Raw genomic sequence first — 15,597 nt, 5'->3', positions numbered from 1 at the left:
GGGGCGGGCACCGGATCCGACTCCGGTGCCCGCCCCTCTCGCGTGCGTGTGCGGTAGGCCCGGGTCAGCCCAGGAGGCCGCCGATGGGGTTCTTGCCGCTTCCGCCGCCGGAGCCGTCCGTGGAGCCGGTGGAGCCGGCGCCAGGGTCCGAGCCGCCTGCCGTGGAGCCTCCCCCGGAGCTTCCGCCGGGGCCCCCGGCAGGGCCGGAGGAGCTGGGGCCGGCGCTGGTGGACGGGGGCTGCTGGGGGGTCGTCTGCTGCGGGGGCTGCTGGCCGGTGCCCTGGGTGGCGCTGGGCCGGCCCGTGCCGGCCGTCGCCTGGCCCGACTCCCGGACGGTGCCCGTGGCGGGCGTGGAGGCCCTGGCGGACGGAGTGCTGGGGGCGGTGCTCCGGGACGGGGCGGGCTGCCGTCCGGCCGGGGTCTGCGAGGCCTTGCCGCCGCTGCGGGACTTCTCGGGGAGCGGGGAGCCGGGGAGCTGGTTGGTCGGGACTCCGTTGGGCCCGGGGACGGTGACGACTCCGGAGGAGCGGACGGCGCCGCCGAGCATGGAGCCGATGAGCAGGGTGAGGCCGACGACGACGGTGGCGACGGCTGCGCCGCGGCGCAGCACGCGGCGGCGGAGGTCCCAGATCTCGGAGCGGGGGCCGAGCTTGCGCCACGCCTCTCCGGCGAGGCGTCCGTCGACGGAGTAGACGGGGGCGCCCGCGATGATCAGGGGGCTCCAGGCGGCGAGGTAGATGATGTCCGGCGCGTCGTAGACGGGGACGGTGCGCCAGCTGACGGTGACCAGGAGGGCGGCGGAGAGGAGTGCGCCGACCGAGGCGGCGACGCGCTGCCAGAGGCCGAGGACGGTGAGGACCCCGACGACGACCTGGAGGAAGGCGATGCTCAGTCCGGCGCCGACGGGGTGGGAGAGCGCGAACTCGCGCAGCGGTTCGGCGAGGGCCCAGGGGTGCAGCGAGGTCAGCCACTTGGCCATGGAGCCGCGGTCGCCGCCGTCGAAGTAGACGGGGTCGCAGAGCTTGCCCATGCCGGCGTAGATCGAGATGAAGCCGAGGAAGACCCGCATGGGCAGGAGGACGACGCCGAGATTCATCCGGCGGCCGGGGTAGTACGCGTGCCGGACCGAGTCGGTGCCCTGGCGGCGGTCGCGGCCGTCGGTGACGTCGAATTCGTCGTCACCGTCCCGGTCGTATCCGCCCGCCCCGTCCCGGCCGTATCCGTCCCGGTCGTCTCTGTCCCGGCCGTATCCGTCCGCGGCGTACGGTCCGGGTCCGCTCTCGACGGGGTCGAAGGCGCCGACCGCCCGCCGCATCGGGGGCAGCAGCGGCCCGCCGGGCCGGGAGCCGCCGATGACGGGGGTGGGCTGGGTCTCTTCGAGACGGGGGATGACCTGGGTGCCGACTCCGCCCCGCCCGTCCTCGCGCTCGTACGGGGCGTACGGCTCGTAGGGGTCGTACGCCGTGTCGGGGCGGCCCGTGACACCGGGACGGCCCGCGGTGGAGTTCCGTACGGCCTGGAGCAGTCCGGTGGCGCCGGGGTCGCCGGGGGCGGACCTGCCGCTCCACACGACGGGGGCGCGCCGGCCGCGCCCCGCTCCGGGGCCGCTCATGACGGGGATCCTGGGCGCACCGGCGGGGGTCACACCGCGCAGCCGTGCGCGCTGGCCGGGTGCGAGCCGCACCCGGAAGCTGGCGTGGTTGACGATGACCTGCGCAGGGTCGCAGTCCACCTTGGTCATGCTCAGGGCGGGTTGTTCGTCGAACCGAGGCGTTCTGGTGTCCACACTCATCTAACCGAGTGATGTGTGTTTAGGACACTGCCTTGACTGCGTCGAAGTGTCCGAGGCCCGTCAACCGGTGGTGGCGGGGCACGGTGGGGCGTACGCGCGGCCCGATGCGCCCCCCGACAGGGCCGTCCGGGGGCGGCCGGCGCCGGGGGCTTCCTCCGTCGGCCGCCGCCCGTACGGGTGGTCCTGCCGGGTGGCTGAGGGGCACCCCGGCAGACTCCCGGGCCCGGCAGAGCCTCAGGCGCGGCGGCGGGCGACCTCGTACATCACGATGCCGGCCGCGACACCGGCGTTCAGGGACTCGGCGCCACCGGGCATCGAGATGCGGACCCGGTAGTCGCAGGTCTCGCCGACGAGGCGGCCGAGGCCCTTGCCCTCGCTGCCGATGACGATGACGACGGGGCCGCCGAGCGCTTCGAGGTCCTCGACGGTGTGCTCGCCGTCGGCGGCCAGGCCGACGACGGTGATGCCTTCCTTCTTGTACGCCTCCAGCGCGCGGGTCAGGTTGGTGACCCTGGAGACCGGGGTGCGGGCGGCCGTCCCGGCGGAGGACTTCCAGGCTCCGGCGGTCATTCCGGCGGCACGGCGTTCGGGCACGACCACGCCGTGGCCGCCGAACGCGGAGACGGAGCGGACGATGGCGCCGAGGTTGCGCGGGTCGGTGACGCCGTCGAGGGCGACGATCAGCGGGTCCTCGCCGTTGTCGTACGCGGCGGCGGTGAGGTCCTGCGGTTCCGCGTACTCGTACGGCGGGACCTGGAGGACGAGGCCCTGGTGGTTCAGGCCGTTCGTCATCCGGTCGAGCTCGGGGCGCGGGGCCTCCATCAGGTTGATGTTGCCGCGCTGGCCGGCGAGCTGGAGGGCCTCGCGGACCCGCTCGTCGTTGTCGATGTACTGCTGGACGTACAGGGTGGTGGCGGGGACGCCGTCGCGCAGCGCCTCGAAGACCGGGTTGCGGCCGACGACCATCTCGGAGGTGCCCTTGGCGCCGCCGCGCCGGGGCGCGGGGCGGCGACTGGCGGCCTGCTTGGCCTTGGCGGTCGCCATGCGGTTCTTCTTGTGCTTCTTGCGGTCCTCGGCGGGCGGCGTCGGTCCCCTGCCTTCGAGACCACGGCGTCGCTGACCACCGCTGCCGACCTGCATGCCCTTCTTGTTGGACGTGCGGCGGTTCCTGCGCTGGCTGTTCCCGGCCATGACCTACCTGTTTCGTTGCTTCAGACGTGCGTACGTGTACGTAAGTGAAAGTGTGCCGCCCGGCGGGCCGGGCGGCACTCGGGAGGACTACTGGCGCGGGCCGAGTGTCCACCGTGGTCCGGCCGGGCTGTCCTCGATGACGAGCCCGGACTGGTTGAGCTGGTCGCGGATGGCGTCGGCCGCCGTCCAGTCCTTGCGCTCGCGTGCGGACTGGCGCTGGTCGAGGACGAGCCGTACGAGGGTGTCGACGACGCCGTGGAGGTCGTCGCCGCGGTCGCTCTCGCCGGCCCAGTGGTCATCGAGCGGGTCGAGGCCGAGTACCCCGAGCATGGCACGGACCTCGGCGAGACGTGCGACCGCGGCTTCCTTGTCGTCGGCGGCGAGGGCGGAGTTGCCCTGGCGGACGGTGGTGTGGACGATCGCGAGGGCCTGCGGGACGCCCAGGTCGTCGTCCATCGCCTCGGCGAAGGCGGGCGGCACCTCGGTGGCCGGGGCGACGGTCTCGCCGGCCTTCTCGGTGACGCGCTGGACGAAGCCCTCGATGCGCGCGAACGCGGACTCGGCCTCGCGCAGGGCCTCCTCGCTGTACTCGATCATGGACCGGTAGTGCGGGGTGCCGAGGTAGTACCGCAGCACGACGGGGCGCCAGGCCTTGACCATCTCGCTGACGAGTACGGAGTTGCCGAGCGACTTCGACATCTTCTCGCCGGACATGGTGACCCAGCCGTTGTGCACCCAGTACTTCGCGAACTCGTCGCCGAAGCCCTTGGCCTGGGCGATCTCGTTCTCGTGGTGCGGGAAGATCAGGTCGATGCCGCCGCCGTGGATGTCGAAGGCGGTGCCGAGGTACTTGTGCGCCATGGCGGAGCACTCCAGGTGCCAGCCGGGACGGCCGCGGCCCCAGGGGGTCTCCCAGCTGGGCTCGCCGGGCTTGGACGCCTTCCACATGGCGAAGTCGCGCTGGTCGCGCTTGCCGGTCTCGCCGTCGCCGGAGGGCTGGCGCAGATCGTCCAGGTCCTGGTTGGAGAGCGACAGGTAGCCGGGGAACGAGCGCACGTCGAAGTAGACGTTGCCGTCGGACGCGTAGGCGTGGCCGCGCTCGATGAGGCCCCGCATCATCTCGATCATCTCGGTGATGTGGCCGGTGGCGCGCGGCTCGTACGTGGGCGGGAGGCAGCCCAGCGCGTCGTAGCCGGCGTTGAACGCGCGCTCGTTCTCGTACCCGATGGCCCACCACGGGCGGCCCTGCTCGGCCGACTTGGTGATGATCTTGTCGTCGATGTCGGTGACGTTCCGGACGAACGTCACGTCGTACCCGCGGTGCTCGAACCAGCGGCGCATGATGTCGAAGTTCAGTCCGGACCTGATGTGCCCGATGTGCGGGGCGGCCTGGACAGTGGCGCCACAGAGGTAGATCGAGACACAGCCCGCTGTGAGCGGGACGAAGTCACGGATCTGCCGGGCGCTGGTGTCGTACAGGCGAATAGTCACGCCTCAAGGGTAGTGGGCGCGCACCAGTGCCCCGCGACCCCTTTGGAGGAATGCGATGACACTTGTTATCGCCCGGGTTCGCCCGGCCACAAGCGCCTTGAGTCCGGCGGGGAGCGCGGCGGTCATGGCGTACGTCCTGAGGAGGTCACCGGTTGCCCGGCCCGCTTCCCGTCCGCGCTCCCGTTCGCACCCGCCTTCCCGCCCGCCGGAAGGGTCAGCGCGAGGGCGGCGCCCGCGAGCGGGACGGCTGCGAGCACCGCCCACCGGACGGGTGCGGGGACACCGAGCAGAGCCCCGGTGGCCGCGCTGCCCGCGAGTACGGCCACTCCGGAGACCGAGGACAGCGCTCCGGTGGCCAGTCCGAGGTGCCGGTCGGCGACGAGATCCGGTACGAGACCGCGGGCGGCCGGCACCAGCAGCATCTGCCCGAGGGTGAGCAGGACGACGAGGGCGGCCGCGGGCAGCAGTCCGGCGGGCCCGCCGGGGGCCAGGGGCACCGCGGCGAACCCGGCGGCGACGGTGGCGAGCCCGGCGACGAGAGCGGTACGCGGTGCGAGGCGGTGGGCGGCCCAGCGGGTCACCGGCAGCTGGGCGCAGACGACCAGCAGCGAGGAGAGCGCGAACAGCGAGCCGAGAGCGGTCTGCGAGCCGGTGGCGCGCTGCACCTCGGCCGGGAGCGAGAGGTAGAGCTGGTTGTACGCGACGAGGTAGCTGCTGTACGTGAGGCAGAGCAGCAGGAACGGGCGGTTGCCGAAGACCTCGCGCACGGAGCCCTGGTGCGGGGTCGTCCGGGCCGCGGGGGCGCGGCGCGGCATCAGCCGGGCGTGTCCGGCGAGGACCGCGACGAAGACGAGGACCCCGGCGAGGGCGGCGGCCCGGAACCCGCCGCCCAGGAGCAGGAGGGCCGAACCGAGGAGCGGTCCGAGGAACGCCCCGGCCTGTCCGGCGGCGGAGAACCGGGCGAGCACCCGGGCGCGCGGGGTGCCGGTCTCCTTCTCGTGCCGGACGGCCTCGCGGGCGGTCTCGGACTCGACAGCGGGTGAGAAGAGCGCGGCGGCGAGTCCGGTCAGCAGGACGGCGCCGATGACGGTCGCGGTGGACCCGGCGAAGGCGAGCCAGCCGAATCCGGCGATGCGCAGGGCGCAGCCGGCGAGGACGACGGGGCGGGGCCCGTACCGGTCGGTGAGTGCGCCGCCGATGACGAACAGGCCCTGCTGGCTGAAGGTGCGCAGGCCGAGGACGAGTCCGACGAGCCAGCCGGCCATGCCGAGGCCGGTGCCGAGGTGGGTGGCGAGGTAGGGCAGGACGGCGTAGAAGCCGATGTTGAACGCGAACTGGGTGGTGGTGAGGAGGCGCAGGTAGCGGTCCGGGGCCGGGCCCGGGGCGGCGCTCACGCGGCACCCTTGCGGTGTCGCACTCCCCGGACGGCCGCGGCGGCGAGGACGGCCGTCGCGCCGAGTACGGCGAGGGCGGCGGCGGGGGCGAGTACGGCCCAGGGGGCGCGTTCGGCGTAGGGGAGGTTCTCGGAGAGCATCCGGCCCCATTCCGGGGACGGGGGCGCGGTGCCGAGGCCGAGGAAGCCCAGGGAGGCGAGGGCCAGCGCGATGGCGGGGACGCGCAGGGCCGCGTGGCGGACGACGGGGGGCAGGACGCCGGGCAGGACGTGCCGGCGCAGCAGGTGTGCGCGTCCGGCGCCCAGGGCGCGGGCGGCGGCGATGTGCGGGGCGGCGCGTTCCTGGGCGTACAGGGCGCTGGTGTGTGCGGCGATGGGGGCCCAGGCGACGGCGGTGACGGCTGCGGCGGCGCTCCAGGGGCCGGGTCCGGCGACACCGGCGACGACGAGGCCGGTGAGGATCGCGGGCAGCGCGTTGGCGGTCTCGGTGAGCGCTCCGGCGCGTACGGCTCCGAGCGCGAGGCCGATCAGCAGGGTGGCCGCGGACACGGCGACGGCGGTGAGGACGGTACGGGCGGCGCCGTGTCCGAGCCGGGCGAGGATGTCGCGGCCGAGCGAGTCGGTGCCGAACGGGTGGGCGGTGGACGGTCCGGCGAGGCGGGCCGCGGCGTCGATCTGGAGCGGGTCGCGCAGGAGTCCGGCGACGGTGACGGCGGCGAAGAGCGCGGCCAGGACGACGGCGGCCGCGGTCAGCACCCGGCGGGCCGGGAGCACGGGCGGCAGGAGCGCGGGCAGCGCGCCGTCGTGCAGGGCGGGGCCGAGCAGGGTGCGGGAGGCGAGGCGGGCGGCCAGTCCGGCGGCCACACCGAGGAGCAGCAGCAGCAGGACGCAGGCCTGGAGGACCGGGAGGTCCTGGGCGAGCGCGGCGGCCAGGGCGCTGCCACCGAGGCCGGGGATCGCGTAGAGGGTCTCGACGGCGACGGCTCCGCCGGTCAGCCCGACGACGATCAGGCCGAGCTGGGGCAGCAGTCCCGGCAGGGCGCGGCGCAGGGCGTGGCGGGCGATGCGGGTCGCGGGCAGTCCGCCGGCGGCGGCGGCGCGCGCCCAGGGTTCGGCGAACGCGGCGGGCAGTGCGTCGTCCAGCAGCCGGCCGAGCAGCGCGCCGGCGGGGATGCCCATGGCGAGGGCGGGCAGCACCGCCTGCGCGGGGGTCCCCCAGCCGAGCGCGGGGAGCCAGCCGAGCCGGACGGCGACGAGGGCGGCGAGCACGGCGGCGATCAGGAACTCGGGGAAGGCGGCGAGGACGGCCGCGCCGACTCCCGCGCGGGTGGTGACGATGCGGCGCGCCGCCCCGCGCCGCAGGGTTCCGGCGGCGAGCGCCGCGGCGAGGAGCACGGCGACGGCGAGGGAGACGCCCATGAGGGTGAGCGAGACGCCCAGGGCGGATATCACGTCGGGGGCGACGGGCTGCCCCGAGACCCAGGAGGTGCCGAGGTCGCCGCGGAGGAGTCCGCCGAGCCAGTCGCCGAGGAGGTGGAGGGGGCCGCCGTCGAGTCCGGTTTCGGTGCGGATGGCGTCGAGGGTCTCCCGGGTGGGCGGCCGGTCGGCGTACCGGGCGCGCAGGATCGTCAGCGCGGGGTCGGTGCGGGTCAGCCGGGGCAGCAGGCCGATGACGGCGAGGACCGCGAGGAGGGCGGCGAACCGTCCGGCGAGGTACTTCACCCGGTCATCCGACGCGGGTGTCTGCGGTGATGAGGGTGCGCTCCATCGGGTCGAGCGAGACACCGCGGACGCGGCTTTCGTCGTACCCCTGGACGAAGCGCTCGTGGAGCAGCGGTACCAGGGCGTCGGTGCCGAGGACGTCGGCCTCTGCGGTCATCGCGGCGCGGTGGCGGGCTTCGGTGCCGGCGACTTCGGCGGCCTTGTTCACATCGGTATCGACGCGCTCGTCGCAGAGCTGCGAGATGTTGAAGCTGCCGTCGCAGGTGAAGTCGGACGCGAGGTAGGAGACGGGGTCCGCGGTGTCCAGGAGGGTGTTGCGCGCCTGGATGAAGGCGTCGTACCTGCCGGCGAGGGCGTCGGCCTCCAGTTGGGCGTAGTCGCGGACGACCTGCTTGACGGTGAAGCCGCGCTTCTGGAGCTGCTGCTGGACGACGGTGGCGACCTCGGGGAGTTCAGGCCGGTTGGTGTACGTGGCGAGGACGATCTGCTCCGTCTTCGCGACCTGCGCCTTGCCGGCGGCCCTCGCCCGGTCGACCGGGGCCCGGCGGGCGTCGGCGGCCCACGGCACGCCGGGGCCGATGAGGCCCTGCGCGCTGTCGGCGCGGCCTTCGTAGACAGCCTTGACGAGGGCCTCGGAGTCGATCGCCTCGCGGGCCGCGGCACGCATCGCGGGGTCGGCGAAGACACCGTGTTCCGTGTTGAGGGAGAGGCCGTTGGTGCGGGCGGAGGGGAACTCGTGGACGAGCCGGTCGCCGAGGAGGGAGGCCTGCGAGATCGGTACGTACTCGGCGACGTCGACGGCCCCGGTGCGCAGGGCGTTGGCGCGGGCGGTGCCGTCGGCGACGAAGGTCACGTCGGCACCGGGGGCCTCGGCCCTGCCGCCCCAGTAGTGGTCGTTGCGCTCCAGGGTGGCGCTGACCGCGCCCTTGACGGCGGCGAGGGTGAAGGGTCCGGTGGCGTGTCCGGCCGGGTCCACCCTGCCGTCCCGGTAGGCGGCGGCGGACAGGATCGTGAGGGAGGGGTTGGCGAGGCGCTGGGGCAGCAGCGGGTCGGCCTCGGTGGTGACGACCCGTACGGTGGCGGCGCCCCGGGCGGTCGCGGTGATGCCGGTGTCGGACAGGACGCGGGGCTTGGGCGAGGCCTTCTGAGCGGCGTTCAGGGAGCGGACGACGGCGGCCGGGTCGACCTTCGTGCCGTCCTGGAAGGACGCCTCGCGCAGCGTGAAGGTCCACGCCTTCGGGCTCTCGCGCTTCCAGGACGCGGCGAGCGCGGGCTTCGCAGCGCCTTCGCGGTCGAGGGAGGTGAGTCCCTCGATGACCGCGAGGCGGCTGAGGGTGACGGCGTCGTCGCCGTAGGGGGACATCGCCTGGGCGGGCGGGAAGGCCATGACGACCCTGAGTCGTTTCCCGCCGCCGTCCGACGCGCCTGTGGTGTCGTTCGCGCCGCCGGAACAGGCGGTGGCGAGCGGGACGAGGAGGGCGGCCGCGGTCAGCGGCAGCGCGGCGCGACGGAGTCGGGACGGGGGCATGGCACGACCTTATATGAAAACGATTGTCACTTAAAGTGGTTCAGTGAGCGGCCCACGGGACAGCTCGACGGGCGCCTCAACGGGCGTCGGGCATCGGCAGCTCGAAGTGGACGATGCTCTGGCCGCGGCCGGGCAGGGTGCGTTCGTCGCACACCTCCCGCGCGAGCGACCGCCAGAACGGCTCGGCGCCCGGCACGGCCGGGTCGGTGTGCAGATAGACCGCCTCGTACCCGCCGGCCCGTGCGACGAAGTCGCGGAGCTCGCGCACCAGCCGCCGCGCCAGCCCGTGCCTGCGGTGCTCCGGCCGGACGTAGATCCGGCACAGCTGGGCGGTGGTGCCGGACGGGAAGCGGTCCGCGACCCACTGCGGATTGGGCGGCGCCTGCGGCCCCCGGTCGCGCACGGCGCCCGTCGCGACGATCTCGCCGTCGCGCTCGACCACCAGCAGGGTGCAGCGCTCGGGCCGCAGGTAGCTGGCCTCGGGGTCGATGATGTCGGCGTGCCAGCGGGGCACGTACCCGGACCTCAGGTCGCGGTAGACGGTGTCGAGCATCACGGCCCGCGCCCCGCCGATGTCACGTGGAGTGGCGGTGCGCAGGACGTATCCGTCGGCATCGGCCCGTACCGCGGCCATCGTCGTCGTACTCATCCCGGCGCCTCTCCACTCCCTCGCGTCACCTCATTGCCGTACCAGGGTACGTGCGACTGATGTGCAAGAAGGCTGCGGGCCCGATGGCCGGCCGGGCCCGCTGTACGGCTCCGGGGCAGGTCAGGCCGTGCGGTAGACCAGTGCGGTGGCGATCCCGGCGATGCCCTCCGCGCGGCCGGTGAAGCCGAGCCCGTCGGAGGTGGCGGCGGAGAGCGAGACGGGCGCGCCCACGGCGGCGGACAGCACCTTCTGCGCCTCGTCGCGCCGCTTGCCGATCTTCGGCCGTACGCCGACGACCTGGACGGCGACGTTGCCGATCTCGAACCCCTCGGACCGCACGATCCGGGCCGCCTCGGTCAGCAGCATGACCCCCGCGGCGCCGGACCACTCGGGGCGCCCGGTGCCGAAGTGCTGCCCGAGGTCGCCGAGCCCGGCGGCCGAGAACAGCGCGTTGCACGCGGCGTGCGCGACGACGTCCGCGTCGGAGTGCCCGGCGAGCCCGGGGCCCTCGCCCTCCCACAGGAGACCCGCGCACCACAGCTCGCGGCCCTCCTCGAAGGCGTGGATGTCGGTGCCGATCCCGACGAGCGGGATCACCGGTACGACGCGTTCCACCGGTACGGCGTGCTCCACCGGTACGGCGTGTTCCTCAGAAGCCATCGTTCGCCCTCCTGCGTGCGAGTACCGCCTCGGCCAGGACCAGGTCCAGCGGCCGGGTCACCTTGAACGCCTCCTCGTGGCCGGGTACGACCACGACGGGCACCCCGAGCTGCTCGACCAGGCCCGCGTCGTCGGTCGCGCCCTCGCCGCTGACGGCGACCCGCTCATGGGCCCGCACCAGCGTGTCGCGGTCGAAGCCCTGCGGGGTCTGCACCGCCCGCAGCCTGGACCGCACCGGCGTGGAGAGCACCGGTTCCGGCTCCCCCGGCGCACCCGGCTCGACCTCCTTGACGGTGTCCGCCAGCGGCAGCGCCGGGACGACGGCCGGCGCCCCGTCCCGTACCGCCTCGACCACCGCGTCCACCGTGTCGACGGGCACCAGGGGGCGGGCCGCGTCATGGACGAGGACGGCGGAGACATCGGCGGGCAGCGCGTCCAGGCCGAGCCTCACCGACTCCTGGCGGGTGTCGCCACCGGGAACGACGAGGAATTCGGTGCGCTCGGGCAGCGCGTGCTCGTCGAGCAGATTCCTGACCTCGGGGGCACCGCCCGGCGGTGCGACCACCACGACCAGGGACACCTGGCGGGAGGCCGCCATGGCCCGTACCGCATGGACGAGCATGGGGGTTCCGCCCAGCGCACGGAGCGCCTTGGGGGCGCCGGGGCCGAGCCGTACGCCGCGGCCGGCCGCGGGAATCACGGCGGCGGTGCGGCAGGGACGCGATTGATCAGACATCGGTTGCACTCCGAAGCATCGGCATGTTTGTCTCCACGGCCGACGTGGGTATGGCCTCAATCGAGCCGGGCGCTACGCCATGACTCGACCGGGACCCTTTCCGTGACCCCGGGCGAGACGAGGACCGCCCGGCCGGCTCGGGATCGGCCTGACACGTCGACTTCACAAGATCGCGAGCAAAGTACCGGGGGATCGTCGACGAGGCCAATGCGTCGGCGCATCGAGAACAACATCCGGGGTGCTCGGGCCTCACCGCCCGTCGGCATCCCTGTGCCCGGAATCCGGAATGTGTCTGGAATCCGTCTGTCCGAAATCCGCAGTCGGGCCGTCGGAATCCAGCCGGCCGGACCACCGATCGGGCCATCGGCCGGACCGCCGACAGACCACCATCGGCAGACCATCGGCCGAACCGTCGGAATCCGGATCCGAACATGCCGCAGCGCCCGACGACACGCCGTTCATACGGCTGGTCAGCGGGCACCGCGGCACATTATTCACGCCTCAGACCGGTGCGATCCGATTCAGGACGCGAGGACCTCGTCGAGCAGAGCCTCGGCCTTGTCCTCATTGGTGTTCTCCGCGAGAGCGAGCTCGCTCACCAGGATCTGGCGAGCCTTGGCGAGCATGCGCTTCTCACCTGCGGAGAGTCCACGCTCGCGCTCACGACGCCACAGGTCACGAACAACTTCCGCGACCTTGATGACATCGCCGGAGGCGAGCTTCTCGAGATTTGCCTTGTAGCGTCGGGACCAGTTCGTCGGCTCTTCGGCATACGGCGCGCGAAGCACCTCGAAGACCCGGTCCAGCCCTTCCTGCCCGACAACGTCACGCACACCCACGAACTCCGCATTGTCCGCCGGTACACGCACCGTCAAGTCGCCCTGAGCGACCTTGAGCACCAAGTAGGTCTTGTCCACGCCTTTGATCTGGCGAGTTTCGATAGCCTCGATCAGCGCGGCCCCGTGATGGGGATAGACCACGGTGTCGCCAACCTTGAACGTCATGTGACAGGTACCCCTTCCGTGGCTATCCAGAGTAACACGAGAACAGCTTCTCCTGAATGGCGTTTTCGCAGGTCAGGGCATATCTCGGGGCTTGACAACTGCGACACGTACGTGCTGCGGAAGGCTCGCCGGAGACGGTATTCGCAGGTCGGAGCCGCTGTACGGGCAGGGAGAAACGCGGACGTTACACCTGCCGGAACCCGCTCGGAAGAGACCTAACGTCCCGGTTTGCCGGGTTCAAGATGGTGAACTTTCCGTGCGCCGTTCGAGGATCGATCACCCGTACGGCGGTAAGTGCCGATGACCAATGAAATTGATCAACGTTGGGCCATCGCGTGGATTATCCGCAATGAATGCGCCGGGGCACACCAAGACGGGTGGAACATCCGCAGGAAGCGCGGGCCGAACGTCCGGAGGAATTGATCAAGCGTGTTATGTGAGCGGCTTGCGAATCATCGCCCCCGGGCCGCCCCGCGAGCCGGTCCCCGATCCCCGGAGCGCCGGGGGGCGGGTCGGGTGCGGGGCCGGGACGACGGCTCGGTAACCTGACCGCTGTCACACCCTTGGGGCGGCTTCGGCACCACTCGCCCGAAGTACTCGCCCGACCTCGTCCGTACGTCCGCTCGTTCAAGGAGTTGCCACCGCCGTGAGCCGCAGCCTTCGACACGGCGCCCTCGCCGCCACCGCCATCGCGTTCTCGATCGCCGCGCTCTCCGCATGTGGTGCGGGAGACAACGCGCAGACGCTCGAAGTCAGGCCTGACAACGCCGCCACCTCGGCCGGCGCCATCAAGATCCAGAACGCCAACGTGGTGACCCAGCCGGACCGCAACGCCAAGGGCCCGGCCGTCGTGATCGCCACGCTGTTCAACAACAGCACCAAGGCGGAGACCCTCGACGGCATCGCCCTGACCGGCACCAGCGCGTCCGTGCAGCTGCACGCCGCCAAGGGCTCGGGCCCGGTCGTCGTCCCGGCCGGCGGCCGGGTGGTGATCGGCGGCCAGGGCAACGCCGCCGCCGTGATCGAGAACGGCAGCGAGGCCACGCAGGACGGCAACGTGCAGAACCTGGTCTTCAAGTTCAGCGAGTCCGGCGACATCCCGCTGGGCGTCATCGTCGTCCCGGCCACCAGCTACTTCGAGGGCTTCGGCCCCAGCGCGCTCCCGAAGCCGCCGAACGCGACGCCCTCGGCCGACGCCACGCCCACCGGCTCCGCGTCCGGGACCGCCGGCGCCTCGTCCGACACCCCCTCCGGGCCGGGCTCGTCGAGCGACACGACCACGCCGACCGACGCGGCGTCCGACTCGGCCCAGCCGAACGGCTGACCGCACTCCCCCGCACGCGCGCATACGGCTGAGGCGCCTCCCGGACCGGGAGGCGCCTCAGCCGTACGTATCGCCCCTGCTATCGCCCCTCAGGGCAGCGGGCCGGTTTACGGCTCGAACTTGTACCCGAGACCCCGCACCGTCACCAGGAACCGCGGCGCGCCCGGGTCGGGCTCGATCTTGGCGCGCAGCCGCTTCACATGGACGTCGAGCGTCTTGGTGTCGCCCACGTAGTCGGCGCCCCAGACCCGGTCGATCAGCTGCATCCGGGTCAGCACCCGGCCGGCGTTGCGCAGCAGCATCTCCAGCAGGTCGAACTCCTTGAGCGGGAGGTCGACCTTCCCGCCCGAGACCGTGACGACGTGACGGTCCACGTCCATCCGGACGGGGCCCGCCTCCAGGGCGGCCGGGGCGACCTCCTCCGGCTCCCCGCGGCGGCGCAGCACCGCGCGGATGCGGGCGACGAGCTCGCGCGAGGAGAAGGGCTTGGTCACATAGTCGTCGGCCCCTATTTCCAGGCCGACGACCTTGTCGATCTCGCTGTCCTTGGCCGTGACCATGATCACGGGGACATTGGACTTGCTGCGCAGCTGCCGGCACACCTCGGTGCCGGGCAGTCCGGGCAGCATCAGGTCGAGGAGCACGAGGTCGGCGCCGTTGCGCTCGAACTCGTCCAGACCGTCGGGACCCGTGGCCGCGATGGCGACCTCGAAGCCTTCCTTGCGGAGCATGTAGGACAGGACGTCGCTGAAGGATTCCTCATCCTCGACGACAAGCACTCGGGTCACGGAAGAGCCTCCGGGGCAGGGAATGAATCAAGAGTGTCGGGGGCGGCGGCCGGGTAGGGCCCCTCGTCGCCGTTGACGATGAGCGGTCCGCCTGATGTGCGGTCCCGTTCCCGTACGGCGCGCGCTTCGGGCAGCCGCAGGGTGAAGGTGGAGCCCTGTCCCTCCGAGCTCCAGACCGTGACCTCCCCGCCGTGCGAGGCGGCCACGTGCTTGACGATGGCGAGGCCGAGGCCGGTGCCACCGGTGGCCCGTGAGCGGGCCGGGTCGACGCGGTAGAAGCGTTCGAAGACCCGCTCGCGGTCCTTCTCCGAGATACCGAAGCCCTGGTCGGTCACGGCTATCTCGATCTCGTCCCCGCCGGACACCGTCACCCGGCGGACGGCGATGCCGACGCGGGTGCGGGCGGGGCTGTAGTTGACGGCGTTCTCGACGAGATTGCCGAGAGCGGCGGCGAGCTGGCCGCGGTTGCCCCAGATGCGGAGCTCGGCGGTGCCGCCCGCGGCCATGGTGATCTGTTTGGAGCCGGCCTGCTGCCGGCAGCGGTCGATGGCCTCGGCGACCAGTTCGTCCACCCGGACCGGTTCGGCGTCCTCCAGCGGGTCGTCGTTCTGCACCCGGGAGAGGTCGATGAGCTCCTGTACGAGGTTGGTGAGCCGGGTCGCCTCGATCTGCATCCGGCCCGCGAACCGTTCCACCGCCTCCGGGTCGTCGGAGGCGTCCATGACGGCCTCCGAGAGCAGGGAAAGCGCTCCGGTCGGGGTCTTGAGCTCATGGCTGACGTTGGCGACGAAATCGCGCCGTACCGCTTCGATGCGGCGGGCCTCGGTGAGGTCCTCGACCAGCAGCAGGACCAGCCGGGAGCCCAGGGGGGCGACCCGGGCGGAGACCGCGAGGGCCTCGCCCCGGCCGGTACCGCGGCGCGGGAGGTCCAGTTCCACCTGCCGTATCTCGCCGTCACGGCGGGTGTCCCTGGCCATGTTCAGCATCGGTTCGACGGCGAGCCGCCCGCCCCTGACCAGTCCCAGCGCGTACGCGGCGGAGCTGGCCTTGACGACGCTGTCGCTCTCGTCGAGCACGACGGCGGAGGAGCTGAGCACGGACAGGACCGTGTCGACCCCGGGAGGCAGGGGGGCATTGCTGTCGGGCCGCAGGGAGGTACGCGTCGGCTTCTTCTGGTCGCGCTCGCTCCAGCGGAACGCCAGCATCGCGATCACACCGGTACACACCCCGGCGATCGCAGCAGCTGCGGCGACCGCCGCGTTCACGTCCATACCTCCAGGTTATGCGGCCCGGCGGACACTCTCCCAGCCATCCGAGTG

At 72.6% G+C, this 15,597-nt stretch carries 13 protein-coding genes; 1 reads left to right on the top strand and 12 read right to left on the bottom strand.

Going from position 1 to position 15,597, the window contains the following annotated elements:
- Positions 1-64: 64 nt before the first annotated feature.
- The 10 genes from AB0I52_RS18895 to AB0I52_RS18850 all read right to left on the bottom strand — a co-directional run bounded on the left by AB0I52_RS18895 (position 65) and on the right by AB0I52_RS18850 (position 12,166).
- A complete protein-coding gene (locus AB0I52_RS18895; protein WP_363073929.1) occupies positions 65-1,792 on the bottom strand; it encodes a DoxX family membrane protein in 1,728 nt (575 codons plus the stop codon).
- A gap of 234 nt (positions 1,793-2,026) precedes the next feature.
- Positions 2,027-2,983 carry a 23S rRNA (guanosine(2251)-2'-O)-methyltransferase RlmB gene (gene rlmB, locus AB0I52_RS18890; RefSeq protein WP_363073927.1) on the bottom strand — a complete coding sequence of 319 codons (957 nt, stop codon included), beginning with the start codon at positions 2,981-2,983 and terminating at the stop codon, positions 2,027-2,029.
- A gap of 87 nt (positions 2,984-3,070) precedes the next feature.
- Positions 3,071-4,474 (bottom strand): cysteine--tRNA ligase, encoded by a 1,404-nt coding sequence (cysS, locus tag AB0I52_RS18885; RefSeq protein ID WP_363073925.1) that lies wholly within the window; start codon positions 4,472-4,474, stop codon positions 3,071-3,073.
- 122 nt (positions 4,475-4,596) lie between these two features.
- Entirely contained in the window at positions 4,597-5,868 is a 1,272-nt protein-coding gene (locus AB0I52_RS18880) for an MFS transporter (RefSeq protein ID WP_363073923.1), read from the bottom strand.
- Positions 5,865-7,589 (bottom strand): ABC transporter permease subunit, encoded by a 1,725-nt coding sequence (locus AB0I52_RS18875; RefSeq protein WP_363073921.1) that lies wholly within the window; start codon positions 7,587-7,589, stop codon positions 5,865-5,867. The genes AB0I52_RS18880 and AB0I52_RS18875 overlap by 4 nt, the downstream gene beginning before the upstream one ends.
- A 4-nt stretch (positions 7,590-7,593) precedes the next feature.
- Positions 7,594-9,117: an ABC transporter substrate-binding protein gene (locus AB0I52_RS18870; RefSeq protein WP_363073919.1), complete on the bottom strand. Its 1,524-nt coding sequence runs from the start codon at positions 9,115-9,117 to the stop codon at positions 7,594-7,596.
- A 76-nt stretch (positions 9,118-9,193) separates the two neighbouring features.
- The gene (locus tag AB0I52_RS18865; protein WP_363073917.1) at positions 9,194-9,766 is read right to left on the bottom strand and encodes a GNAT family N-acetyltransferase; all 573 of its coding nucleotides are present in this window, start codon (positions 9,764-9,766) and stop codon (positions 9,194-9,196) included.
- 120 nt (positions 9,767-9,886) lie between these two features.
- Positions 9,887-10,426, bottom strand: a complete 540-nt coding sequence (gene ispF / locus AB0I52_RS18860) for a 2-C-methyl-D-erythritol 2,4-cyclodiphosphate synthase (RefSeq protein ID WP_363073915.1) — start codon at positions 10,424-10,426, stop codon at positions 9,887-9,889.
- Complete coding sequence (ispD, locus tag AB0I52_RS18855) at positions 10,416-11,162, bottom strand: 2-C-methyl-D-erythritol 4-phosphate cytidylyltransferase (RefSeq protein WP_363073913.1); 747 nt, start codon at positions 11,160-11,162, stop codon at positions 10,416-10,418. The genes ispF and ispD overlap by 11 nt, the downstream gene beginning before the upstream one ends.
- A 521-nt stretch (positions 11,163-11,683) precedes the next feature.
- Positions 11,684-12,166: a CarD family transcriptional regulator gene (locus AB0I52_RS18850; protein ID WP_006380568.1), complete on the bottom strand. Its 483-nt coding sequence runs from the start codon at positions 12,164-12,166 to the stop codon at positions 11,684-11,686.
- A gap of 646 nt (positions 12,167-12,812) precedes the next feature.
- Between AB0I52_RS18850 and AB0I52_RS18845 the strand changes: the two genes are divergently transcribed.
- Positions 12,813-13,490: a DUF461 domain-containing protein gene (locus tag AB0I52_RS18845; protein ID WP_363073911.1), complete on the top strand. Its 678-nt coding sequence runs from the start codon at positions 12,813-12,815 to the stop codon at positions 13,488-13,490.
- 107 nt (positions 13,491-13,597) lie between these two features.
- Here AB0I52_RS18845 and AB0I52_RS18840 read toward each other — a convergent pair whose 3' ends face one another.
- Together AB0I52_RS18840 and AB0I52_RS18835 are read right to left on the bottom strand one after the other, a co-directional pair.
- Positions 13,598-14,278: a response regulator transcription factor gene (locus AB0I52_RS18840; RefSeq protein ID WP_362959596.1), complete on the bottom strand. Its 681-nt coding sequence runs from the start codon at positions 14,276-14,278 to the stop codon at positions 13,598-13,600.
- On the bottom strand, positions 14,275-15,549 hold the full coding sequence (locus AB0I52_RS18835) for an ATP-binding protein (RefSeq protein ID WP_363073909.1): 1,275 nt from the start codon (positions 15,547-15,549) through the stop codon (positions 14,275-14,277). Before AB0I52_RS18835 ends, AB0I52_RS18840 begins: the two co-directional genes overlap by 4 nt.
- Positions 15,550-15,597 lie beyond the last annotated feature (48 nt).

Source organism: Streptomyces sp. NPDC050423 (genome assembly GCF_040655445.1).
Lineage (GTDB): Bacteria > Actinomycetota > Actinomycetes > Streptomycetales > Streptomycetaceae > Streptomyces.
Note: the sequence above shows the minus strand (reverse complement) of the source record. Positions and strands in the feature narration are given on the sequence as shown.

Excerpts from the sequence above, each read along its gene's own strand:
- AB0I52_RS18835 (WP_363073909.1), bottom strand. The coding sequence starts at position 15,549 with ATGGACGTGAACGCGGCGGTCGCCGCAGCTGCTGCGATCGCCGGGGTG.
- AB0I52_RS18870 (WP_363073919.1), bottom strand. The coding sequence starts at position 9,117 with ATGCCCCCGTCCCGACTCCGTCGCGCCGCGCTGCCGCTGACCGCGGCC.
- ispD (WP_363073913.1), bottom strand. The coding sequence starts at position 11,162 with ATGTCTGATCAATCGCGTCCCTGCCGCACCGCCGCCGTGATTCCCGCG.
- rlmB (WP_363073927.1), bottom strand. The coding sequence starts at position 2,983 with ATGGCCGGGAACAGCCAGCGCAGGAACCGCCGCACGTCCAACAAGAAG.
- AB0I52_RS18850 (WP_006380568.1), bottom strand. The coding sequence starts at position 12,166 with ATGACGTTCAAGGTTGGCGACACCGTGGTCTATCCCCATCACGGGGCC.
- ispF (WP_363073915.1), bottom strand. The coding sequence starts at position 10,426 with ATGGCTTCTGAGGAACACGCCGTACCGGTGGAGCACGCCGTACCGGTG.
- AB0I52_RS18865 (WP_363073917.1), bottom strand. The coding sequence starts at position 9,766 with ATGAGTACGACGACGATGGCCGCGGTACGGGCCGATGCCGACGGATAC.
- AB0I52_RS18895 (WP_363073929.1), bottom strand. The coding sequence starts at position 1,792 with ATGAGTGTGGACACCAGAACGCCTCGGTTCGACGAACAACCCGCCCTG.